Annotated in this window: 15 protein-coding genes; 1 reads left to right on the top strand and 14 read right to left on the bottom strand. The window is 36.6% G+C overall.

All coding sequences use genetic code 11. The features are described from left to right. Positions 1 to 55: 55 nt before the first annotated feature. The 14 genes from sov to JKP34_RS14975 all read right to left on the bottom strand — a co-directional run bounded on the left by sov (position 56) and on the right by JKP34_RS14975 (position 21,899). Complete coding sequence (gene sov, locus JKP34_RS14910; RefSeq protein ID WP_201923233.1) at positions 56 to 7,189, bottom strand: T9SS outer membrane translocon Sov/SprA; 7,134 nt, start codon at positions 7,187 to 7,189, stop codon at positions 56 to 58. Positions 7,190 to 7,202: 13 nt separating this feature from the next. Next, the gene (gene ruvA / locus JKP34_RS14915) at positions 7,203 to 7,796 is read right to left on the bottom strand and encodes a Holliday junction branch migration protein RuvA (RefSeq protein ID WP_201923235.1); all 594 of its coding nucleotides are present in this window, start codon (positions 7,794 to 7,796) and stop codon (positions 7,203 to 7,205) included. Further along, positions 7,793 to 10,075, bottom strand: coding sequence for an NADP-dependent malic enzyme (locus JKP34_RS14920; RefSeq protein ID WP_201923237.1), 2,283 nt, complete (start codon positions 10,073 to 10,075; stop codon positions 7,793 to 7,795). The genes ruvA and JKP34_RS14920 overlap by 4 nt, the downstream gene beginning before the upstream one ends. 44 nt (positions 10,076 to 10,119) lie before the next feature. Beyond that, complete coding sequence (locus tag JKP34_RS14925) at positions 10,120 to 11,220, bottom strand: DUF4837 family protein (RefSeq protein WP_201923239.1); 1,101 nt, start codon at positions 11,218 to 11,220, stop codon at positions 10,120 to 10,122. 30 nt (positions 11,221 to 11,250) lie between these two features. Continuing rightward, the gene (locus JKP34_RS14930) at positions 11,251 to 12,618 is read right to left on the bottom strand and encodes a lytic transglycosylase domain-containing protein (RefSeq protein WP_201923241.1); all 1,368 of its coding nucleotides are present in this window, start codon (positions 12,616 to 12,618) and stop codon (positions 11,251 to 11,253) included. An 8-nt stretch (positions 12,619 to 12,626) separates the two neighbouring features. Then, positions 12,627 to 14,051 carry an Asp-tRNA(Asn)/Glu-tRNA(Gln) amidotransferase subunit GatA gene (gene gatA, locus JKP34_RS14935; protein WP_201923244.1) on the bottom strand — a complete coding sequence of 475 codons (1,425 nt, stop codon included), beginning with the start codon at positions 14,049 to 14,051 and terminating at the stop codon, positions 12,627 to 12,629. 9 nt (positions 14,052 to 14,060) lie between these two features. Further along, the gene (locus JKP34_RS14940; protein ID WP_201923246.1) at positions 14,061 to 14,270 is read right to left on the bottom strand and encodes a Sec-independent protein translocase subunit TatA/TatB; all 210 of its coding nucleotides are present in this window, start codon (positions 14,268 to 14,270) and stop codon (positions 14,061 to 14,063) included. Positions 14,271 to 14,383: 113 nt separating this feature from the next. Then, positions 14,384 to 15,586 (bottom strand): murein hydrolase activator EnvC family protein, encoded by a 1,203-nt coding sequence (locus JKP34_RS14945; protein ID WP_201923248.1) that lies wholly within the window; start codon positions 15,584 to 15,586, stop codon positions 14,384 to 14,386. After that, a complete protein-coding gene (locus tag JKP34_RS14950; RefSeq protein WP_201923250.1) occupies positions 15,579 to 16,319 on the bottom strand; it encodes a DUF4292 domain-containing protein in 741 nt (246 codons plus the stop codon). The genes JKP34_RS14945 and JKP34_RS14950 overlap by 8 nt, the downstream gene beginning before the upstream one ends. Beyond that, a complete protein-coding gene (locus JKP34_RS18375) occupies positions 16,312 to 18,051 on the bottom strand; it encodes a tetratricopeptide repeat protein (RefSeq protein ID WP_201923253.1) in 1,740 nt (579 codons plus the stop codon). Before JKP34_RS18375 ends, JKP34_RS14950 begins: the two co-directional genes overlap by 8 nt. 5 nt (positions 18,052 to 18,056) lie before the next feature. Further along, positions 18,057 to 19,067, bottom strand: a complete 1,011-nt coding sequence (locus JKP34_RS14960; RefSeq protein ID WP_201923255.1) for a sugar phosphate nucleotidyltransferase — start codon at positions 19,065 to 19,067, stop codon at positions 18,057 to 18,059. A 41-nt stretch (positions 19,068 to 19,108) separates the two neighbouring features. After that, positions 19,109 to 19,543 carry a dUTP diphosphatase gene (gene dut, locus JKP34_RS14965; RefSeq protein ID WP_201923257.1) on the bottom strand — a complete coding sequence of 145 codons (435 nt, stop codon included), beginning with the start codon at positions 19,541 to 19,543 and terminating at the stop codon, positions 19,109 to 19,111. 29 nt (positions 19,544 to 19,572) lie between these two features. Next, entirely contained in the window at positions 19,573 to 21,051 is a 1,479-nt protein-coding gene (locus JKP34_RS14970) for a lipopolysaccharide biosynthesis protein (RefSeq protein ID WP_201923259.1), read from the bottom strand. Between the two features lie 59 nt (positions 21,052 to 21,110). Beyond that, entirely contained in the window at positions 21,111 to 21,899 is a 789-nt protein-coding gene (locus JKP34_RS14975) for an enoyl-CoA hydratase/isomerase family protein (RefSeq protein WP_201923261.1), read from the bottom strand. Between the two features lie 266 nt (positions 21,900 to 22,165). On the opposite strand from JKP34_RS14975, the gene JKP34_RS14980 reads away from it, so the two are divergent. Next, the gene (locus tag JKP34_RS14980; protein WP_201923263.1) at positions 22,166 to 23,257 is read left to right on the top strand and encodes a T9SS type A sorting domain-containing protein; all 1,092 of its coding nucleotides are present in this window, start codon (positions 22,166 to 22,168) and stop codon (positions 23,255 to 23,257) included. Positions 23,258 to 23,448: the final 191 nt, after the last annotated feature.

Raw genomic sequence — 23,448 nt, forward strand, 5'->3', positions numbered from 1 at the left:
TAGAGTTACCTGAAAAGGTACCCAAAAATACATTCATTTTTGTTACAGAAAAATATTATTGTAACCCAAATCTAATTTGTACACCAAAAGCTGTATTTGTGGTAGGAAACGAATTAGTCAACTTAGGCTCATTAAAGTTTCGTTGGTAGTACAAATTAAGATTAAGACGCTCATTAACAGTATAGTTAACTGTTGGCCGGAGTTGGAAATTCAAATTTCCATCAACAGTTTCACTATCACCATCACCAACTGAACGTTGAATAGTTTCCGTATCCCTGACTGTTACGCTCAACTGCATTGTTAAATCATTTTTGAGAGAAACAACTCTACCTTTCACTTTAAAAGGCAATTTGAAGCTAGGGTCGGTAAAGCCTATATCAAGCACAAAGTCGTTACTACGCTGATCGGTTAATTGAGATGTTGATGTACTAAGAGCCAGGTTTCTTTCTTTTCTGTATTCTACTTTAGCGGTTAACCTGCCTTTTGTTCTAAGATTAACCCCTATCAGTGGTGAGAATTTTTCAGATATTAATACCTGACCAATATTATAAACTGGTAAGTAATAACCGCTATCAGCAGGTTCTGATGGAAAAGGATAGTTGGTAATACTATTATTTAAGTTAATTAGACCCTCATTATCATAGGTCGTATTATTCACATAATTACTAACGTTGAAGGTAGAAACATACGAATGGCTCAGCGTTACTGAAGGGAACACTTCTTTTATAGCTTTAATATTACTCAAACCTTTATAGTCCACTCGCCAGTTCGGCAGAGGAATCTGAGGAAAAGGATTCAAATCAACCTCATTAGCACTTTTACCTCTATAGGCTGCCAGAAATGCTGGAATTAAAACATCTTGTTGGTTAAGTAAATAGAATGCACCTTCAGAATCATTAGGGTTTGCCTGTTCTAATCTTTGCCTGATTATCTCTCTGTTTTCTCTGAATTGTTCGAAGATTGGTGCATCATCTTCCGTAGATTTTGTGAAGGCTGTATTGATAATGCTATAACTCAACACATAGTTACCACTTCTGGATGGTGTTAGGTTATCAAATCGATCAAGAGATTCCACATACCTGAAATTCTCCTGATAATTATCATTAATTACTCTGTTAAAATCTAACTGAACGTTTAAGTCTTTAGCTGGCTCCAGTATTGCCTTCAGATTAATACTTTCGACCGTAGACTGAGTGAAAAAAGCATTCTGAGACTCTGATTTGGTTAACCAATCATTATCTGCCGCTCTAAAGCGAATATCAGCATCCTGATTACCAAAAATGAAGGGTAAGCCCGGAGCATTAAAAGAAGAATCTAAACCAAACAGATATGGCCTATACCTATAACCTGGTAATAATGTTCCTCCTCTTAAAGAATATGAACCAGTAACATTTTTTACAGACATTAATAACTTTAAAAGCCCTTTCGTCAATTTACCTCCCGGTGATTGAAAAGTGGTGTCCTTCTGACCAGCACGTAACCTAGGAGGATTATTAATTTGATTAAGTATTTTCACCTTATTATAAAGCTTATTCATATTAAGGCCAGCATTAATACCGTATTCCGAACTGTTTTGTATTACATGACCCAATGAATCTATCTGACCTAATGAGCCTGAAGTCCAGTTGAAGTCAACTTTATATCTTAAATCTGCCGTAATCCAGTCTGTAAAAGGTATTTTATTTAAAGGAACCGTATATCCGGTCACAACACTTTGATCGAAAGACTTCATCCTACCTAAATTACTCAGGTTATTCAATATGGAATCATTTTTAGCTTCTGTGTTTATTTCTCCGGCAGGCTCATCAATAATAGCAAAAGCTCTGGCTGTATAATTCACATTCAAATTTTGCATTAAATTCCAGTTCAGGTTGTAAGACCTCGCCATTGTAAAACTCTTTTCAAATTGAGGTTCTATACCATCAATAGTAAGTCTATCATTTCTTAACTGGGTCTTAATATAGCTTCTATCCAAATCTGCCCTAAAGCCAAAACTTGCCGGTAAAGGATTGATGTTGATATCTTTTATGATTTTAAGATAAGGTGATTTAAGCTTCTCTGAAGTCTCGAATGGTGCCATACTTCCATTAGGGAAGGTATAATTATAGCCAACGGCTCCTTTATAATTTCTATTTTCATATGATGCCGTTTGCAGGTTACTTCTAGTTTGTTCGCTGTAAGCATAAGTGAAGTCGAAATTAGAAATGGCAATTGGCCACGCTAGTTTTTCAGTGTTCTTTCTCTCCTTTCTAACATTAGTAAAGTTGATACTTCGCCTTCTCTCCTGATCTATAACAATGTTGCGGTAATTCTCTCTTTCTTCAGCATCTTCAATACCCTGCAGAGCGGCAGTCAGCGGTATATCCGGGTCTGTGGGATCAAAAAATGGAACTGCTGTGAAAGTTTGATAGCCTAAATACATCGGTATTTTAATGCCGCTTTCTTCCTTAAAGAACTTACCCAGACTAATATTGGCTGAAACATCAAAACCAGTTGAACGCTCTCTGGTACGCTCAGATATATTTTGCTCAATACCACCAAAACCAACAGATGTATACTGAGTACTAGTAGTGATATTAGCGAAATCGGCCAACTGTGTATTAAGAGTCGCATTTGCTGCCCAACCTGATGTTTGATCAAAGTCAGTAACACGCATCTCATTTGCCCAAATACAAATATCTTTTGGTGCGGAGCCTCCTCCTCTAGGATTTCTTAGACCAATCATAATCGTTTGCAGAGAACTCATATCAGGCCTACCTCTTACTGTTAAGGTATACTTACCGAACTCTTCTGAATAAGGAAGCAGCACATTATTGATGCCTAAAGATCTATTTCTTCTTGACTTTAATTGATAAAGCTGATCAAACGCCAGGTTTATTTCATTCTGTTCTGGCCATATTACTGCCGGATCTATTGACTGATAAGGAGTTATTTTTAACGGAAGTTCTATTTCGTAATAGTTGTCATCAAAGTCAGTACCCAGCCTTACAAAAGCAACTACTTCATCATCCGTTGCATTAGGACTTTGCGCATGTAAAAACATCTTAAGTCTGCCATAATTTACCAAATCAAAATTCACATTCTTGAAAGCTGCTACGGCCTCGCCATCTTCAAAATCATCAACACATAATTGAATGGATTGCTCATTTTGTCTTACCTGATTGGCAGCGGCTGAAATGTCCTGATCTCTCTGAATACCAGGTGGAAGAACATAAGGCACTTTACCTTCTCCGGTTTCAGAATTAGCTTCTATACTAACAACTGATACGGTTAAGTTAGCATCCTTATTCTCTGGTGTTTCCGAAATGCCACTTTTGGCAAGAGAACCCTGATACTCTCGCCACTGAGAGCCCACTAATCTAAAATCAGCCATTCTTAACACGGCAGGCTGCTGAAAATCTGTTAAAATAGTTCTGATGTACCTGATAGACTTATAACCATTTATACCGCCAAAAGAAGCCGAAGGTTCACGTATAGGAATCCTGAATAAATACCACTTAACACCTTCATCCTCTGAAGTTGCTTCATCAACGATAAGTGGATTGTCTGCAACACTTAACTGATCTTTACTTAGTGCCACTTCATATTCGTAATATTCTTCTAGTGTTGCTACAGTTCTGTCATTATTTAGATCTTCACTATCAGGTGTTCTAGAGCCTGATGGATTGAATTCTTGATTATTGGTTGCTATTGGTGTGTTATTCTCGTAGTTGTTGAAATTCTTGTATCGTTCAAGAATTGAAGCTTGTCTTGCATCAAAATCATCACCTAAGAAATATCGGAAGTTGTCAGCCGAAGGGTCATTAATAATGGCTTCCTTGGCTTCAGCAGAGATACCGGCATTACCATTGATCTCGTCAATAAATTCTTGAAAAAAAGCTGCTTCTTCATCATTTCTCACACCATCTAAACCCACATCCTGATTCTCTCTGGCACCTGCTTGATTGGAAAAAGCCTCATTAATAGGCGCATCTCCAGGTACTCTGGCAAAATCCGTTATCACCACATCCGCTCCATTGTTGTCCTCAGGCAGACCATTTTCATATGATAGCTTATTATCCGGAAGTAAATCTTCGGAAACACTTCCTAAGTGAAAAATCAATTTTCCACCCGTTGTATTTGAGGTAGGATTTGTAGAACCATCATCGATTACACCACGAGGCGTGTCAATGAAAGGATCAAGCATCCAGAACTCAATATATTCAATGTTAGCCTTATCAAAATCAACTTCTGAAGTTACTGCCCTGGTAATACCTCCCCAGTTTTCTCTTGGGTTCTTGAGCATTCCATCAGTTGTTAAGTCGGAAGTGTAATTGTACATACCTCTCTCAGAAGGATAATAAGCTAAATTGAAGACTGGAAGCGCATTAATACCAATATTTCTATCTCTGTTTTTATATATCTCCTGTGGAGCAATGAAACGAGAATAATGGTTTTGCAAAGAAGCTTCAGAGATTTCAGGAACATTCGCTCCGTTGGTATTATATATAATCTGTTCAATTTGATACCACGCCAGCTTTGCTCTCTTCTTATTGGCTGCATATTTTCCCGATCCTACATATCGGTTGTCGTTTGTCTCAGGCGTTGAGGCTATATTCCAGCTAGTTACATCTGATCCCAAATTATTAATGGTAACCGATTGCTCAAAGTCATCTATATAAGAAGCCCCCTCACCATTTACTTGATTTGACGTTCCAGGAATCATCTGAGCAAATTCACCTCTAAAAGTTACGGTTGATGGCGCCTTGGTATCAATAAATGGAATAGCGTCTACAGCTTTTGTTAGGAATGGTGCTTCACTACTGTAGTTAATATCAAGTCCCCATTTAGTATTATTTGTTGGTTCTGAACCGATAGAATATCTCGACACACCTAAAGGACGTTGTGTATGTCTTAAAACGGTAGCTCCAAAGTTAATTTTATCACTAATGATGTAATCGAAGCGGGTACCGATTAAAGATTTTGATTGAAAGTTGAATAAATCTTCTCGTTCAAAGCTGATGGTGATGTCTCTTCCCGAATTTAAAATACCTTGATTAAGTATGGTTACCCTTCCCAGATTAGGATCAACACGATAATCAATGTTAGGTGTTAGTTGCGTTCCACCAGAGCTTACCACTACCGATTCTGGTGAAATATTAATTCCTGGAAGTGCAATTTCTGTTGATGAGCCACTTGCATATTGCCCTTTAATGAAGAATTTATCTTTGGAGGTAAGCTGTTGCGCATCGTTTTTGGTTGATTCATATAGCGTATTAAATACATACTTACCTTTAAACGACTGTTCTTCCTGCAAAAAGAGCTCATTTAGGCTCATTCCGAAAGGTTCAAGCACTGGAAATATAATTCTACCATTAGATTCATCTATGGTCACATCAGGTATGTAGTCAAAATTACCATCAGGCTGTGGATCACCATTTTGGTTAAGACTATCAAGATTGAAAAGTCTTAATAATGGAATATCCTTCAAAGAGCTTTCGTGCAAACTTGGGTTATCCTGACCTGTTCTATCATCTCTGTAAATGATTCTTAGCTGAAAATTATCTTGAGTGATCTGATTACCTGGTAAGTTGTAAATATTCTTCATCATCAAATCCCAGGTAGGCGCATCAATATTTACCTTTGAAGGTCTTAGTAATTTTAGAATAGCCACTTCATTATCAGCCCTAACACCATAAGTTTCTGATAATTCACCGACAACAAATCTTTGTCCATTATAAGAGTATTCATAAGACACAGCCAACATCTCATCGTTCTGTAATTGTCTTTGTAGACTAACATAGCCGAGCCGGGCATCAAAAGTATATTCAGAAGCTTCCAGTTTTCTGGCCACATTAATCGCCTCATAATCTTCCGTTCTTGTGAGATCCGGATCAGCGCTAACAGCATCAACAAATGAATCATAATCCTTAGGATATGACTGCACCTGTGACCACAAGCTGTTAATTTGATTATCTGTAGGAAGATTTCCTTGTTGGTTCTCCAAATAATCTGTGTTACCCATATTAACTGGGTTTGCCTCACCTATATCCATGAAAGCAGCGATTCTTCTTTGGCTATTGGTGTTTTGCGTTCGGTTAATTACAAAAACCTCTACACGTGTTACATTAACACCTGAGTTTAAGCGAGGTAAGCCATTAAGCCACCTTTCGTAATTATCTCTAAAGAAATGACCTAAGAAGAAATGCCTGTTTTCATCATAATCAGATGAGCGCACTTCAAACTCTTGTCGTTGACCCTGACCACCAGAAACTGTAATAGTCTCGGCTGTACCTCTTTGGGTTGAGGCAACACTTGTCACATATAAGTGTCCGAATTGGAGTTGCGTTTTTACTCCAAATAAGTTCTGAGCACCAGTTATCAAAGAGTTATTAACCGGCATGCTCACATTACCAATTTCAATTTTCTTGATAATTTCTTCCTCGTAGCCTGTGTATTCTACCTTAAGGTCGTTTTGGTAATCGAATGAGTTATTATTAGCAAAATTTGCCGTTACAGCGAGCTTCTCTCCAACCTTACCAACGGCATTCATGTTTATCTGAGGCTCAAATTCAAAGCTTGAATATCGTTGGGATCTTACCGGTATATTAGGATCCTTATTTCTGGTAAAGCGTGCTCCGAAGTCAAGTGTAACAAAGCCATTAGGAATAATTTCAACAAAACTACCACCAAACAATCTGTCAAATGCAGGACTCACATAAAGTGGTGGAATTAAAGACCTTCCGCTTACCGCACTTTCTCCATCAAGCCCTAATGATCGCTCACGCCAATAATCATTGAGAATCTTCTCGTTTTGGTATTGATTAAACTCTTCAAAGCTCATGGAACTGGTTGGCCTGTAATTGATGTCACCTATCTTTTCGTAGATGGTGTAGTTCAAACCGGTATCAATTTCCACATCCAGGCTTAATGCAGCAGGGTCACCTAATAAAAGAGGACTTTGACTTAGATTGGAAGAGAAGGGGTCTCCATATCTATCTTGTGCCTGGTAGGTAGGCCTTTTGGTCGGTTGGTAATTTCTTACCGAGTCAGTTTTTGTGCTGTCACTAGCAACAGAATCCTGTTGTTGCGCAACCTGTTGAAACAATAATAAATTGTTTTCGTTAGTTTCTCCGTATAGATGTGGTCCACATAAAAAGGAAAAAACAGAAATAACCCATAAAAGAAGATTAATCCTTTTACTCTGCAAAATAATTAATGGTTTAGGCTGATTTTAAGGCTTGCTTTATCAATTCCTCCAAAGATAATTTTTCACCCTGCTTTTGCAAAATCTTATCAATTACTTTTTCGGCTGAGTTTTTAGCAAATCCTAAATTAATTAATGCAGATAACGCTTCTTTTTTCACGCTATTGTTTGAAATTACTGAAGAAGGTGAAGATTCTTCAAGAAGATCTTCCTTCCTGAACTTATCTTTAAGTTCGAGGATTACTCTTTGAGCTGTTTTAGCTCCAATACCTTTTATTGATTGTATCTGCTTTACATTTTCAGCTGCTATTGCACCCTTAATTTCATTAGGATTCATGGCAGACAACATGCCCAGAGCTGTTGAAGGCCCTATTCCAGATATCCCAATTAAATCTAAGAAAACAGCTTTCTCTACTGCAGATTGAAAACCATACAGTGTATGTGCATCTTCTTTAATATGAAGATGCGTTAACACTGTAGCCGTTTTTTGTCCTTTAAAAGCATCAAATGCTGATAATGGAATATTTACATGATAACCTACTCCGGCAACATCAATTATTAAATAGGTTGCTTCCAGAGACTGGATTTCTCCTTTTAAGTATGCTATCATATACTAATCTGATTATTTTGGATTTGGGCGTCTACCACAGCAATAGCCACCATATTTACAATTTCTCTTATAGAACTACCTAATTGGAGAATATGAACAGGCTTATTCATACCCATCAAAATTGGCCCGATGGCTTCTGCATTCCCGAGCTCCATTAATAGTTTATAAGCAATATTACCAGACTCCAGATTAGGAAATATAAAAGTATTAGCACCTTTTTCAGCTAACTCGCTAAAAGGATAAGTCTCTGTTAACAACTCCTTATTTACGGCAATATTAGCTTGAATATCTCCATCGATAACAAGGTTTGGCCAGCGCTCTTTTGCAATTTCTCTCGCTTTGGAAACCTTATAAGGTATATCACCTTTACTTGACCCAAAATTAGAGTAAGACAGCATTGCCATGCGCGGATCTATACCAAAAAATTTAGCACCTCTTGCTGTTAATCCTATAATATCAACTAATTGATCTACCGTAGGATTAGTATTAACAGTGGTATCTGAAAAGAAGAAAGTACCTTTTGATGTAAATAGAATGTACATACCTGCCACACGTTTTCCTGGTTCAGGCCCTATAATTTCCAATGCTGGTCTTACTGTTTTCGGATAATCTTTTGTTAATCCTGAAATCATAGCATCAGCTTCACCCACTTCTACCATCATACTACCAAAGTAGTTTCTGTCACGCATCAACTTGACTGCTTCATATTCAGTAACACCTTTACGCTTTCTCTTCTCGTAAAACATCTTACCGAATTCTTCTCTCTTCTTATCTTGCTGGAAGGTATCGATGATTTCGCAACCTTCAATATCCAATTGATGCTCATTTATAAGTTCATCAATTTTAGTTTTATTCCCCAGAAGGATTGGTTTGGCAATGCCTTCATCTATCACCATCTGAGCAGCTTTCAATATCTTAACATTGTCTGCTTCAGCAAAAACAACACGTTTAGGATCTTTCTTAGCCTTTGAAAGAATTCGGTTCATCAATTTATGATCAACTCCTATTCTTTTTTGTAATTCAACTTCGTAGGCTGCCCAATCCGTAATTTTTGTTTTGGCTACTCCTGATTCAATTGCTGCTTTGGCAACAGCTGGAGAAATAGTGGTGATTAAACGTGGATCAAGTGGTTTTGGAATTAAATATTCTTCTCCGAAAACAATTTTTTGGTCATCGTAAGCCTTGTTTACCAATTCAGGTACTGGCTGCTTGGCCAAATCAGCAATAGCATAAGCCGCAGCTAATTTCATTTCTTCATTAATAGCTGTCGCCCTAACATCTAAAGCTCCTCTAAAAATATAAGGGAAACCCAATACATTGTTTACCTGATTAGGATGGTCTGAACGGCCTGTGGCCATAATGATATCCTTTCTGGCAGCCATTGCATCATCATAAGGGATTTCAGGGTCCGGATTGGCTAAAGCAAATACTATTGGTTTATCAGCCATTGCTTTGATGTGTTCTTTACCTATCACATTTCCGGCTGAAAGGCCCAGAAACACATCTGCACCTTTCATGGCATCCAGAATATTATCGATACCCTTAGCATTATCCTGCGCAAAAAATGCCCTATTCTCATCAAGATCATCACGCTCTTTATTGATAAGGCCAGATCTATCGAACATGTAAATATTCTCTTTCTTTAAGCCTAAAGAGTGATATAGCTTTGTACATGAAATAGCTGATGCTCCCGCACCACTTACAACGAGCTTCACATCCTCAATCTTTTTCCCTGCAAGCTCTAAAGCATTTATAAGTGCTGCACTGGATATAATGGCAGTTCCATGTTGATCATCATGCATTACAGGAATGTTCATTTGCTTTTTCAATTCCTGCTCAACCTCAAAACACTCGGGTGCTTTTATATCTTCAAGGTTGATCCCTCCAAAAGTAGGCTCAAGAGATTTTATGATCTCAATAAGCTTTTTAGGGTCTCTCTCCTCAATTTCGATGTCAAACACATCTATACCTGCAAATTTCTTAAATAAAACTCCCTTACCTTCCATTACGGGTTTTGAGGCTTCTGGGCCAATATCTCCCAATCCTAGAACAGCTGTACCATTGGAAATAACACCTACGAGATTTCCTTTGGCAGTATATTTATAAGAGTTTTCTTTGTCTTTCTCTATCTCCTTACACGGCTCAGCTACTCCGGGAGAGTACGCCAAAGCTAAATCATTTTGTGAACTAAGTAATTTAGTAGGTACTACCTCTATTTTACCAGGGGTACCTTGCATGTGATAATTTAATGCATCTATTCTTCTTATCTTCTTAGACATAAGTGCTAATCAAAAATTTTTAAGTTTAACCAGAATACTGGCTATTAGTCATTAATCGTATCTGGAATATCAGTTGTACCTAATACAGTTTCCAGAATTCTTAAAGGCTCGCGTTTATCTTTTCCGGGGTTGTCAAGATAGCCTTCTACATAATACGCTTTTCCAGTTTCTTCATTAGCCAGTAAATAACTAATAAATGCGCCTCCTCTGCTGTTGTCAGAATATTTCCATAAACCTCTGGCCTGTAATGCATAATTACCATTTAGGTTTACAGTGTCTATGGTTAATGGTAATTCATCTTGAGTTGTTAAATACAAGGAGTCATCATCAATATCGGTGATATATCTTTTGCCTAATGTATTTCTGATTTTCTTCATATTAGCAGGATCGAACATATCTTCACTGCTGTAAGGCATTTCAGCCACCCACAGATTAAATTCTTCCTGATTATCAAGCAACCTTGCCCATAAGAAATTCTCCTGCTTTTTGGCTATATCATAGCCATAAGGAACAAGCATCTCAAGACCAATGGTGTCAGATAAAAATTTCATAATACCAGTTGAAGCAGACTTTTTTAAATCGACTAAAAGCCTTTCTTGTTCCTTAGCATTAAAGAATTCCGAGATTTGCTTCTCGTGTTCATTTAAATTATTTAAAAGCTCTTTTTCACTTCTACCAAATAAATAAAGTACTTCTTGACCAGCTGCATAAACATCTTTTTGATTAAAAGAGAATAGGTTAGGGTTATTTTCTATTTGTTGAATGGAATTATCAGTGAAATACTTTTTCATGTAATTGCCTTCTGATGTATTATTATCTGTAGTTGCTACAAAAAGCAAATTTTTTGAAGCTTTGAGCACACTATTCAATTTGCTAGGATCTGCCTTCTTTAGATTATATTTTGGTTCATCTTGAGGAACTCCTTTTATGGACTGATTGAATATTTCTCGAACCTTTTCTCCAACAGGTCCTTCCCAGTGGTTTGGTGCAATTACCAATATGATCTCACCATTTTCGCCTCTGGCTTTTTGCATCGTTGAAACACTAGAAGAACTACCATCTTCTTTATTTCCTCCACAAGCTACTGTGAAAATTGAAATCAATAATAAAAGCAATAGATTGTTATAAAATCTTTGTGAGTTCATAGAGCTGGTTTTAGTGTTCTTATAACTGATTTAGCTCACTTTGAGCTTTTGGCCAGGTTTTATGGCGTTACCTTCCAAATTATTAAGTTTTTTCAACTTCTCCACAGTTAATCCTTCAAATTTACGTGAGATATCCCATAAGGTGTCACCTGGCTGAACTTTGTAATAGCCATTTTCAGCTTTATAAACTTTGGATTTATTCGTGTATTCCTCTATAGACTTGTTAACCTCATCGTAAAATCCATCTGCTATCCATATATCAAGACGTTGACCAATACGGATTGTATTTGATCGTAGATTATTCCAACTCCTAATGTCAGCAATGCGCACATTATAGGTGTTGGCAATTTTACCCAAAACATCGCCTGACTTTACCGTATATTTTAACTTTTGGCGACCATAAGTACTACCTGCCTCGTTTCGCGCTAATTTGTCCCAATGCTCTGCTCCTTGCTCAGCTATAGCCAGTATCTCATTCCTATTAGCATCTATTATTTCCTTTTGCTGCTTGGGTATTCGTAAAGCGTATTTGTTACTATGCGTTGACAGAGCACCTTTCTTTATAGCCGGATTAAGCATTTCTAAGGTAGGATGACAAATACCAGTATGTTCAGCAAACAGTTTAAGGTTTAAAAACTGTGAAACCTGAATAGTATCATACTCTGGTAAATAATCCATTTCATCTAAGAACATATTATGCTCTTCCATAAAATTCATGGCATAAGTAATTGCTATGAATTGAGGTACATATGAACGTGTTTCTCTGTATAGATAAGGGTATATTTCCCAAAACGATTTTTTATAGCCGCTTCTGCGGATTGCCTTTCTTATATTTCCTGGCCCAGTATTATAGGCTGCCAGGGCCAAATGCCAGTCCTGATCGAAATAATTATATAGAAATGATAAATAACGACAGGCTGCAATGGTTGATTTCTCAAAATCCATCTTATCATCATTGTACCAGTTTTCGTAAAGGTCATAATCTAACCTTCCTGTGAGCGGCATAAACTGCCATAAACCTACGGCACCAGCCCTTGATTGCGCAACGGGATTTAGGCCAGATTCTACTATTGCTAAATATTTCAACTCATCAGGAAGACCGTATTCCTCTAAATATTTTTCTATGAGCGGAAAGTAACGAGATTGCAATTTGGCAACCCCCTTAGTGTATGCCCTATCTTTAATGACAAAATAGTTTATGAAGCCTAAAACCTTATTATTGAAAGTTAATGGGATTTCATTTTCAATAGCTGCTAACCTGGCTTGAACAGTATCTTCTACTACGTCAGGAACATATTCGTAGCTATTATAGACAGTATCTACATCATTATACTGAGCGCTCAAGTTTAGCGTACCCAAAATCAGTAAAGCGGCAATATGATACTTTATTAAGTTCATAGTCAATATTAAGCTTTCATAAGGTAGTCAGCAAATGCAAATAACTGATCTTCTTTAAACACATCAGCCATTAATTGAATACCAATTGGCATGTTTTCATTATCAACGCCTGCAGGAATAGATATTGCAGGAATGCCTGTAACATTTGCCTGAACTGTAAAAACATCCGCTAAATACATCTCCGCAGGATTCTCGGTCTGTGAATTCATTGGTAATGCTGTTGTGGGTGTTGTAGGTAAGATAATAAAATCGTAATTATTGAGCACTTCTCTGGTTTCATCACGAATGATTCTTCTTACTTTTTGTGCTTTTGTATAGTAAGCATCATAATAGCTTGCGCTCAGCACAAAAGTGCCAAGCATGATTCTACGTTTAACCTCTTCACCAAAACCTTGTGTTCTGGTCAGCTTATACATACTTTCCAGATTATGGGCTTCGGGTGCTCTGTACCCATATCTTACGCCATCAAACCTTGAAAGATTTGCACTAGCTTCCGCTGTAGTGAGTATATAATATGTGGGTAATAAATATTCTAAATGGGGAAGCGTAACTTCTTCAACCTGATGACCATTGCGCTTCAAAAGGTCGATTTTGTGCATTAAAGCCTCTTTTATTTCCCTTTGCAGCCCTTCATTTTCAATAGTTTCTTTGATGTAGGCCACCTTATAATTTTCTCTAGGTTGAAGGTGTTTTTGGTATTCAGGTACTTCTTCGGAAGAAACTGTACTATCAAATTCATCTTTCCCTGCAATTACAGAAAGAATTAGCGCATTATCTTCTATGTTGTTGGTGAAAATACCAATGCAGTCAAAAGAAGAGGCATATGCTATAAGTCCATTTCTGGAAACTCTCGAGTAAGTAGGTTTTAAACCCACTACCCCACAAAATGCAGCTGGCTGCCTAACAGAACCTCCTGTATCAGTTCCTAAAGCAGCCATACATAAGCCTGCCTGCACAGATACTGCCGAAGCTCCTGAAGATCCTCCCGGCACCTTATTATGATCGGCAGCATTTAAAGTTGCTCCATATGCCGAGTTTTCATTAGTGGAACCCATTGCGAATTCATCGCAATTTTGCATACCAATAATGATGGCATCTTCCTCTAAAAGTCGTTGTACTGCGGTTGCGGTGAACTGTGATTCAAAGCCTTCAAGAATTTTACTCCCTGCTCTTACGCTATGGTTTTTATAAACCAAAACATCCTTTATGCCAATCACAAGACCGAAAAGCCTTCCCAGCTTATCTCCCTTATCTAATTTTTGTTGAAGCATTTTGGCTCTTTCGAGTGCCTCATCAGCATAAACATCTAAAAAAACATTTAGCTGTTTATTAGCTTCAATAGCATTTAAGTAATGATTTACTGCAGATGTAAGATCAATATTCTTTTGTTTCAGGGCTTCCTGAAAAAGCGACAGGCTTTGATATCTCACCAAGGTGTGTGCTTATTTATCGTCTGATTTTAACTTTTTATCGTTATCCTCAATTTCGTCTTTTATTTCGTTGGTAGCATCTTTAAACTCTCTAATGCCTCTACCTAATCCTCTGGCTAATTCAGGTATTCTCTTAGCTCCAAAGAATATCAAAATCACAAGGATGATCAGCATAATTTCCCAACCACCTAAACCACCTAGAAATGCAAATACTGTATTCATTGCTTTGTTTTTAAATTTGGTGTAAAGTTAATTAATAATATTAGTCCTAACCAATTGCACATTACAAAAAGAGGACTGATGATGTAAGATAAAATGAATGAAATAAGTTCCTGCTACTTTTTAAATAACCAGCTTTCAGGATTTAACTTTTGATTATTTCGCCACACCTGGAATTGAATCTCAGAAGTACCATCTTTATCAGTATATACCGTACCTAGCACTTGCTTGGCTTCAAGTTTATCACCTTTTTTTACTTTTACGTCCTTCAGTTTGGCGTATACAGTAAAATACTCACCATGCTGTACCATCACCACATTATTCATTGAAGGCACAAAGGCTACATATTTTACTTCTCCAGCAAAAACAGCTCTTATCTCTTCATTTTGATTAGTCTGAATATCAATTCCATCATTATTAACAGTGATGTTTTTATAAACAGGATGTGGGTGCTGGCCAAACTTTTGTGAAATAAAGCCGGCACTTACAGGCCAATAGAGCTTACTTTTATTGCCCGCGAAAGAATCAGACAATTCTTTTGCTTCTGGTGTTAGCGCAAACTTAGTTGATGATTTGCCTGCTGAACTCTTTTCAATTTCTTTCTTGATGAGTTCTGCAATAACCTTCTCTAAATTTTCAACAGCCTTTTTTCGTTTATTTATTTCACTTTTAACTTCTTTCTCTCTTTGGCTTAATTGAGCGACCAATTTATTTTGATCTACTTTAAGTTTATCCAGTTCCTTTACTCTGAAAATCTGCTCTTGTAAAAGTGTACTTTTTTCTAATCTGATCTTCTCGGCTTCAGCTTGCTGATCAATTAGTAAATCTTTCATGACCTCAATCTGCTCAGCTTGGTTTCTGCGCACTTTTGCATAATACTGCATATACTGCATACGCATAAGCATTTGATAGAAAGAAGATGCCGCAAACACATAAGCCAACTTACTCAATGATTGATCGCTTTTCTGTGCCGAATACAACATTGCAGCATACTCCTTTTTCATTTTATCAACATCACGTTGCATGGCATTAATGATTCCACCTATTTCATTTATTTCTGCATTTAAGAGATTAATCTCTTCTGAAATTGATTTAGTAAGCGACTGCTGTACTTCAATTTTGAAGTTTAAAGCGTTAAGTTGACCAATAGTGGCTTTTTTCTTTGAGGTGGTTTGATTCAGTATTTTTTCAGCCTGCTCAATCCGTTGTAGGTTCTCTTTCTTTTCTTTCTCTAATTCAGATCTGGATTTCTGTGCAAGGAGCTCAGGAATACAAATTAGAAGGCATATGCATAAAAGAAAAAGATACTTCTTATTCATACTTCGAAGGTACACTAAATAGGAATGAAATAGCCTCAGAACCTACATCAACTTTTGAATGGTTAATTTCTACTTCTGTATTTTCTATTTTACCTGCAGTTTTACTCTTAATTAGAACAAGCGCCTGATATGGTAAGGCCTGATTTTCAACAGTATTGAAATCCGTAAAAGTGATAAACATTTCATTACCATCCGGCTCTTCCTTCACGTTAATGTTAGTTACTTTACGAGAGTTTTTGTCGGCCAGTGTGGTCACGTTAAATCGTTGCCTTAGCTGATTAATTTTCAACTCATTCGTGCTTTTGGAATATTTATCCTCAGGTAAGAATTTAAAAACCTGATTACCTAAAAGCACTGATTGAAGGATGTCATAGTTCACCTCAAAGTTGACCATGCTGCTTAATGACTTATAATTATATCGGTAAACATCTTTATTTACCCTGTCGATAAAAACCACCGTATCTCGAGTGATCATTCCTCTGGCTGCTTCAAGACCGAATACCGGAGTAAGCGATATCCAGATGATACTATCTTTTTTCATTCTGATAGTAGCTGAAGAAGTCAAAGACCTATCTTCAGAATCATACTTGATTTTTGATTTAGCTTGTAAATACTCAAAATCAAAATTTTCCAATCCATATTCACGCTCGATGGTGGATACAGGAATCGCTTTTTTAGAGCATGCTGAAAGCAGTATAAACACTGAAAAAAGTACTATTGAAAGTTTATTCATAAAACTGTTTATCTTGAATTTTTTTATCGATTCGATCAGAAGCTCCTCCTATTTCCTTAGCCTTTTGCCATTGAGTAAGTGCCTCTTTAGTATTCCCTAATTTGAATAACACATCACCATAGTGCTCAACAATTGTACCTGAAGGATTAATTTCAGCTGCTTTCTTTAACTGTTTCTCAGCCACATCATATTCTTCCATTTGAAATAGCACCCACCCATAAGTGTCTAAAAAGGTAGCATTTTCGGGGTTAGCCTCTATCATTCTTTTTGAAAGTTTCTTGACTCTTTCCAGATTTTGCTTTTTTAGAGAGGAATAATAAGCGTAATTATTAATGGCAAAATAGTTATTAGGATTTGCTTTAATGGCTTCCTCATAAGCTTCGAATGCTTCTTTGTATTGTTTGCTGGCGTGTAGTGCATCAGCCATTTGTGCAGAAAACGTACTTTTTAACTGGTCATTTCCAAACACCATGTTTTTTCCTTGTTTCCACATATTAATAGCCTGCTGATACTTCTTCATTGAAAAATATGCTGTTCCTCCAAAAAGATAAATAACTGGTTGGTTTGGGAAATAAGTCAAAGCTTCTTCGGCATAATTAGCTACTTTTTCATAGTTCTTAGCTTCTAGTTCAAGGTTGAGAATGTTTTGCCACAATTGCATATTTGAGGCATTAAACTCAACAGCTTTTCTGTAGAAAAACAAAGCACTATCCTTTTGATCTAATGAGAAGTACAAGTCACCATTGGCAGCATAGGCATTTGAATTCTGAGCGTGAACTTCTACTAAAATCTTACCCAGCTCTTTAATAAGTGCTTCCCTGTCGTTAAGTTGTTTTACTAGCGGTACAAAGTTATTGAGCTTATCCTGTAAAGAAATCTCTTCCGACTCAAAAGCTTTTCTCAAATGAATAGAGGCTTGATCATACAGATTTCTTTGAATCAGTAATTCAGCTAATTCCAAATGAGCTACCGGCTGGTTATTATTTTCGTCCAAATAGTTAGTCAAATATTCTACTGCATCGTCCGCCTTATCATTAGAAATCATGATTTGGGCTAAGTCAACGGCATAGTTGCCAACATGGGGAAATGCCTTCACTAACTTATCACCTTCAGCAATTGCTTCCTTTAGCTTATTTTGCTTGAGCAGGATCTTTTGCTTCTGAATACTTACTTCCTCTAATATCCCTAATCTGTTTTCAATCCTATCATAAGTTTTTAAGGCTTTTGATGGTTGATTATTATAGATGTATAAAGCTGCTAACTCCAACAAATAATCATCCGGGGCATCATCAGAATTCTCATAAAGTTCTTCATAAGTATTAATCGCTCCGGATAAATCTCCCGTTTCCGTTTGAATATTCGCTAATAGAGCTGCGTAGAAGTGGTTTTCAGGTGCCTGCTGATTGGCATTAACTGCGTAAAAAAGTGCATTATCATATTCTTCCGACTGCTGATATATTTCTGCAATCTTGCTGTTTACGGCAGCGTTTTCCGGCATTAGCTCATGCGCCTTTAAAAAGCTATTCAATGCCTTCGTTTGGTTTTCGATTGAAAGAAAGTGCATGCCTTCCGTAATCAAAAACTCAACATTTGTTCTCTCAAGTTCGAGCGAATCAATAATAGGAGTCATTTGCTCGTCCTGAATTGGCTCAGGCCTTTGAGCAAATAATGATCCTATTGAACCAATTGCAAATAGAGAAATCGTAAAGAAGTATGTAATGCTTCTACCCACTAATGTTAACCGATAATTTTATTGTAATCTCCTACACTTAAATCCTTTGCAACGCCATCATAAAGTGCATGGTTGCCCAGCATACTGTTTGTTAACCTTGAATTTGTCACTTTAGTATGAGTTTGGATGATGCTATTGTCAATTCTTGAATCCTCAACCTCAGTATTATCTCCGATAGAAACGTGAGGACCGATGACTGAATTGATGATTTTCACATTTTCACCTATATAAACTGGCTCAATAATTACAGAATTATTGATGCTAGCACTTTTAGCAACAAGATTTGAATCTTTGATAAACTCCAGATAACGTTGGTTAGTGTAAACGGTAGCGTCCTTATTACCACAGTCAAGCCATTCAGTTACTGTGCCAGGCTTAAGTTTCACACCTTTGCTTTTCATATTTTCAAGCGCCACAGTGATTTGAAACTCACCACCAGCATCTTTGATATCATTATCAAGCAAATACTGAAGCTCCTTGCGTAAATCCTCTCCCTTCTGGAAATAATAAATTCCGATAATCGCCAGATTGGAAACAGGCTCACTTGGCTTTTCAATAAAGTCAGTAATTACATTATCCTTATCTACTTTAACCACACCAAAGGCTGAAGGGTCATCAACTTCCTGAGTCCAGATAATTCCTTCTTCTGAAGTATCTAACTTGAAGTCTGCCTTGAAAAGTGTATCGGCAAAGGCCACAACAGTATTACCGTCTAACAATTCTTTTGCACACATAATAGCATGAGCAGTGCCCAGTGCTTCTTCCTGATAATGAATGGAACCTTTAGCCCCAATCTGATCTGCAATAGCTAAAAGCATCTCTTCAATTTCCTTACCAAAACTCTCTTTAATAATGAAACCTACTTTATCAACTTTGCTATCACAAACCTTAGCAATATCTTCTACCAATCTATGAACAATCGGCTTGCCAGCTATAGGTACTAATGGTTTAGGAACAGTTAATGTATGTGGCCTCATTCTTTTACCCATGCCGGCCATAGGAATGATGATATTCATCTGTATATCTTTAAAGGTTTTAAGTCTATTTAATAATCAGCTTATTTCTTCCCAGTACTACCAAACCCACCAGCACTTCTGGTGGAATCTTCTAAGGTATCAACTGGTAGCCATTGTATCTGCTCATGTTTGGCAATAACCATTTGAGCTACTCTTTCGCCATCTTCAATGACAAATTCTTCCTCTGAAAGGTTTACTAAAAGTATCTTTATTTCTCCACGATAATCAGCATCAATGGTACCTGGGCTATTCAAAACAGTAATACCGTGCTTGTAAGCTAGTCCACTTCTTGGTCTTATCTGTGCCTCATGTCCTTGTGCTAATTCCATAAACAAACCTGTTGGCACCAAGGCCCTTTGAAGGGGTTTCAAAGTTATCTTATCTTCTATATTGGCTCTAAGATCAAGCCCCGCAGAGCTTTCTGTCTGGTATTCAGGTAATTGATGCTTAGATTTATTAACTACTTTTACAATCATGATTCTATTCTTTCTTCAAAAGTAAAGGTTTATAATTTATCTGAAAATATTCTGCTACGTTCAAAAAAGTAAACGAACGCTGTAAATATAAAAGTTATTATAAGTCCTAGTACATAGTTTAAGATATCATTGGCCGGCTTCAGATAATAGTAGGCTGTTATCAATAACCCAGCAACAACAATATTTCTAATAATTTTTAAAACAGGATAGGGAATGTAGAAATATTTCTGACCTGTAAAATAGCAATATATAACCATTGCCAGATATGCCAGTACAGAGGCAATAGCACAGCCAAGATAACCGAGTAAAGGAATTAAGAGTATATTACCCCCAATAATCACCACAGAACCAAGCACACTAATGAGTATTCCGTAGTAAGTCTTATCCGTTAGTTTGAACCAAATGCTTAAATTGATATAAATACCAAAAAGAAGTTTTGCAAATAATAAGATAGGAACCAAAAATAAAGCCTCTTTATAAGATTCTCCCTTTAAGAATATGTCTCCTATTAAATCTGTATTGAGGCTAACACCTACCCAAATAATGATAGATAACCAGACAAAATAATATAGCACCTTGGCAAATAATTCTGGAGACTCTTTGTCTTCAGCTCTGCTAAAGAAAAACGGTTCACCTGCATATCGAAACGCCTGAATAGCTAATGCCATAAATACACTAAGCTTAAAAGTGGCACTATATATACCAAAAGCTTCCTCAGAATTATAACCATCATAAAAGCCGGCCGGTAGTAGGTATTCAAAGATCCCGGTTTTATCAAAACTTTCAACCAGCATACCAGCAATACCCATGATAAAAATTGGTGAACTGTAACTCAAAAGCTCTTTAGAGATTGAAATATTGAATTTTATTCTAACCCCTAAAAACTCTTTAACCAAAATGATTAGCATCACTGAATTGGCAATAAGATTGGCCAGAAACACAAACTCAATATCCATGGGTTTTTGAGACGGCCAGTTAATCATGCCTTCCTTAGAGAAGTAAGGTAATACCTTGAGAAAAATATAATTAAGGCCTACTGTAAGTACAATGCTTGAAATTCTGGCTAATGCAAATTTCTTAGCTTTTGACTCTAAACGCAACTTAGCTAAAGGAATAGCTACTAGTGCATCAACAAGCATGATAACACTTAAGTATTTTATAATATTGGTATCAGCGTCTAAATCGAAAAAATGAATAATAGCATCATTATTCATAAAAATCAGGGTACTAGACACAACAGAGATTAACAATACTATAGAGAAACTATAATGATAATAGGCCGCAGATTTATTTTTAGTAGTGAAACGAAAGTAGGCAGTCTCCATTCCAAACGTATAAGTAATATTTAGAAAGGCCACATAAGCATAAAGAATGGTAATATCTCCAAACTGATCAGGAAAGAAAACAGCTGTATGTAATGGAACCAATAAATAATTAAGCAACCGACCGAGTATACTCGGTAGTCCATATAAACCTGCTTCGCTTGCTAACTTTTTTAATGGGTTCATAAAAAAAATGCTTCAGTCTATTACTAGCTGAAGCATACTAATTCAATTATAATATTTTATTACTCACCTTTAAATTCTGCTGCTCTTTTTTCTAAAAAGGCTTTTGTTCCTTCTTTAAAATCCTCTGACTTACAGCACGATGCAAAACTATTAGCTTCTGTCTGGAAGCCGTTTTCTTCTTTTGCATAGTAAGCATTTACGCTTTCTATTACCATACCTATGGCTAAAGGAGCTTTGCTATTAATTTTTTGAAGCAAATTATTGGCCATTTCTATCAAGCCTTCTTGTGTTTCAGCAATATGATTTATTAATCCTAAAGCCTTAGCTTCTTCAGAAGAAATAAAATCCGCAGTCATCATTAACTCTAGGGCCTTACCCTTACCAATCAACTGTGGGAGTCTTTGAGTACCGCCATAACCTGGAATAATTCCTAAATTCACCTCCGGCTGACCAAACTTAGCATTTGGTGTTGCAATTCTAAAATGGCAAGCCATAGCTAATTCGCAACCTCCTCCTAAAGCAAATCCATTTACTGCAGCAATGACAGGTTTATGACATTTTTCAATCATACTGAAAACTTCCTGACCACTCTCGGCAAACTTTCTCCCGTTCATTTCATTTAGCTCGGCAATCTCACTTATATCAGCACCGGCTACAAAAGCCTTTTCACCTGCCCCAGTTAGAATAACTGATTTAACACTATCATCATCATATACAACTTCCTGAAAAACAACTCTTAACTCTTCAATTGTTTCTAAGTTAAGTGCATTTAGTTTATCAGGCCTGTTAATTGTAATGGTTAAGACACCATTCTCGTTAACTACTTTTAAATTGTTATAATCAGCCATGTAAGAAAATTTATGGTTGTTGAAGAAGCAAATATAACTGATGCAGGTGCAATAGCAAAGTAGATATATTTATATATCGTTTAAGGGGTAAACCACATCATGAAATACCTTATTTGTCGAGCAAATTAAATCATACATAGTAAAACATGCCAGATTGAAAGAAAATAGGCATGATTTGAATCCAATAAGTCTCTGAATGTAAGAATTTTAAGTGTATTAAGCGAATAATAAATCCAAGTATGAGGTTATACCCGTATATTTGTATTATGAAAAAGTCTATAACTTCTTTACTAGTAATCTTTACACTATCTATAGGAAGCGTTTTTGCCCAATGTACTGATAACGGTACTCTTAAAAATAGTGGAGCATCTGATGTTTTCTTATTTTCTGATATCATTAACTGTCCTAATGGAGATGTTACTATTACAGATGCAGGTGGTAATGGTGTATTAAGGTTTGCTTCAGACGTTACCTTAAATAGTTTAAACATAGTCTTTCAGAATGGTAATAAGCCAATTACTATTGAAATACCAAGTGGAGTAACTGTAACAATTACACAAGGACTTACTTTTGGCGGTCAGCCAGATAAGGATAAGTTTTTGGTTGTTGAAGGCAACTTAAATGTTGGCGAAACTCTTGACTTCGGAAGCATTCAATTTGAAATAGATGGCACAGGTACAATAAGTGCTAAAACCATTACTGGTGGTGGAGATACTACTTGTTCTCCAGGTTCTGGTGGTTCAGGCACTTGCCCTACTATGACTGCTGAATCATGCTCAGGAGGTGGAGTATGTAATGATGGTAACTTCACGTTACCAATAGTACTTAAATCATTTGAAGGTGAAGTAAAATTTGAAAGAGTAGTGCTTAGTTGGGTTACAGCCAAAGAAGAGAATTTCTCACATTTTGAGATTGAAAGAACAACCGATAAAGAAATTTATGATCCCATTGGATTTGTTCAAGGTTTAGGTGAAAGCCTTTCAGACGTTTCATACGACTTTACAGATAACAATCCTCCTTATGGCAATATTAACTATAGGCTAAAGTCAGTTGATATTGATGGATCATTTGAATATTCTCCTATTATTCAGGTAATAAATAGCTTTGAGGGCAAAGTAAATCTTTCACCTAATCCTGCTAACTCTATTTCAAACATCAGAATTAACCTACCATCTTCTTTTAATGATAAGGTTGATTTGGTATCGATATATGACTTAAATGGTACTCTAATATCTCAACTAATGAATGTAGATGCTTCTTCTGATTTAAAGTTTGATAGACCTTTAAAAGCTGGGATGTACATCATAAAAGTACAGCATAACGGAGCGGAAGAGAATTTAAGGTTATTAGTTCAGTGATCTGAACATTAGCTCTTTAAATAAAAAATGCAGCCCAATGGACTGCATTTTTTATTTGTTTTAACGAACGATATCTGAGAAACATGTTGTTACACGTATGCTTTATCGAATATCATTAATTCAAGCAAACGAATACAAATGTTAAACGTTAACTTAGTGTAATAAAGACACTTATATATTGATCTGATTAA

Origin of the sequence: Marivirga atlantica (assembly GCF_016734805.1) — a bacterium.
In the GTDB taxonomy this organism is placed as follows: domain Bacteria; phylum Bacteroidota; class Bacteroidia; order Cytophagales; family Cyclobacteriaceae; genus Marivirga; species Marivirga atlantica.

Bases quoted from the DNA above. Each gene is read 5' to 3' on its own strand.
- JKP34_RS14975 (WP_201923261.1), bottom strand. From the start codon at position 21,899: ATGGCTGATTATAACAATTTAAAAGTAGTTAACGAGAATGGTGTCTTA.
- JKP34_RS14930 (WP_201923241.1), bottom strand. From the start codon at position 12,618: ATGAACTTAATAAAGTATCATATTGCCGCTTTACTGATTTTGGGTACG.
- JKP34_RS14980 (WP_201923263.1), top strand. From the start codon at position 22,166: ATGAAAAAGTCTATAACTTCTTTACTAGTAATCTTTACACTATCTATA.
- JKP34_RS14920 (WP_201923237.1), bottom strand. From the start codon at position 10,075: ATGTCTAAGAAGATAAGAAGAATAGATGCATTAAATTATCACATGCAA.
- JKP34_RS14970 (WP_201923259.1), bottom strand. From the start codon at position 21,051: ATGAACCCATTAAAAAAGTTAGCAAGCGAAGCAGGTTTATATGGACTA.
- JKP34_RS14940 (WP_201923246.1), bottom strand. From the start codon at position 14,270: ATGAATACAGTATTTGCATTTCTAGGTGGTTTAGGTGGTTGGGAAATT.
- JKP34_RS14945 (WP_201923248.1), bottom strand. From the start codon at position 15,586: ATGAATAAGAAGTATCTTTTTCTTTTATGCATATGCCTTCTAATTTGT.
- JKP34_RS14960 (WP_201923255.1), bottom strand. From the start codon at position 19,067: ATGAATATCATCATTCCTATGGCCGGCATGGGTAAAAGAATGAGGCCA.
- dut (WP_201923257.1), bottom strand. From the start codon at position 19,543: ATGATTGTAAAAGTAGTTAATAAATCTAAGCATCAATTACCTGAATAC.
- JKP34_RS14950 (WP_201923250.1), bottom strand. From the start codon at position 16,319: ATGAATAAACTTTCAATAGTACTTTTTTCAGTGTTTATACTGCTTTCA.
- ruvA (WP_201923235.1), bottom strand. From the start codon at position 7,796: ATGATAGCATACTTAAAAGGAGAAATCCAGTCTCTGGAAGCAACCTAT.
- JKP34_RS14925 (WP_201923239.1), bottom strand. From the start codon at position 11,220: ATGAACTCACAAAGATTTTATAACAATCTATTGCTTTTATTATTGATT.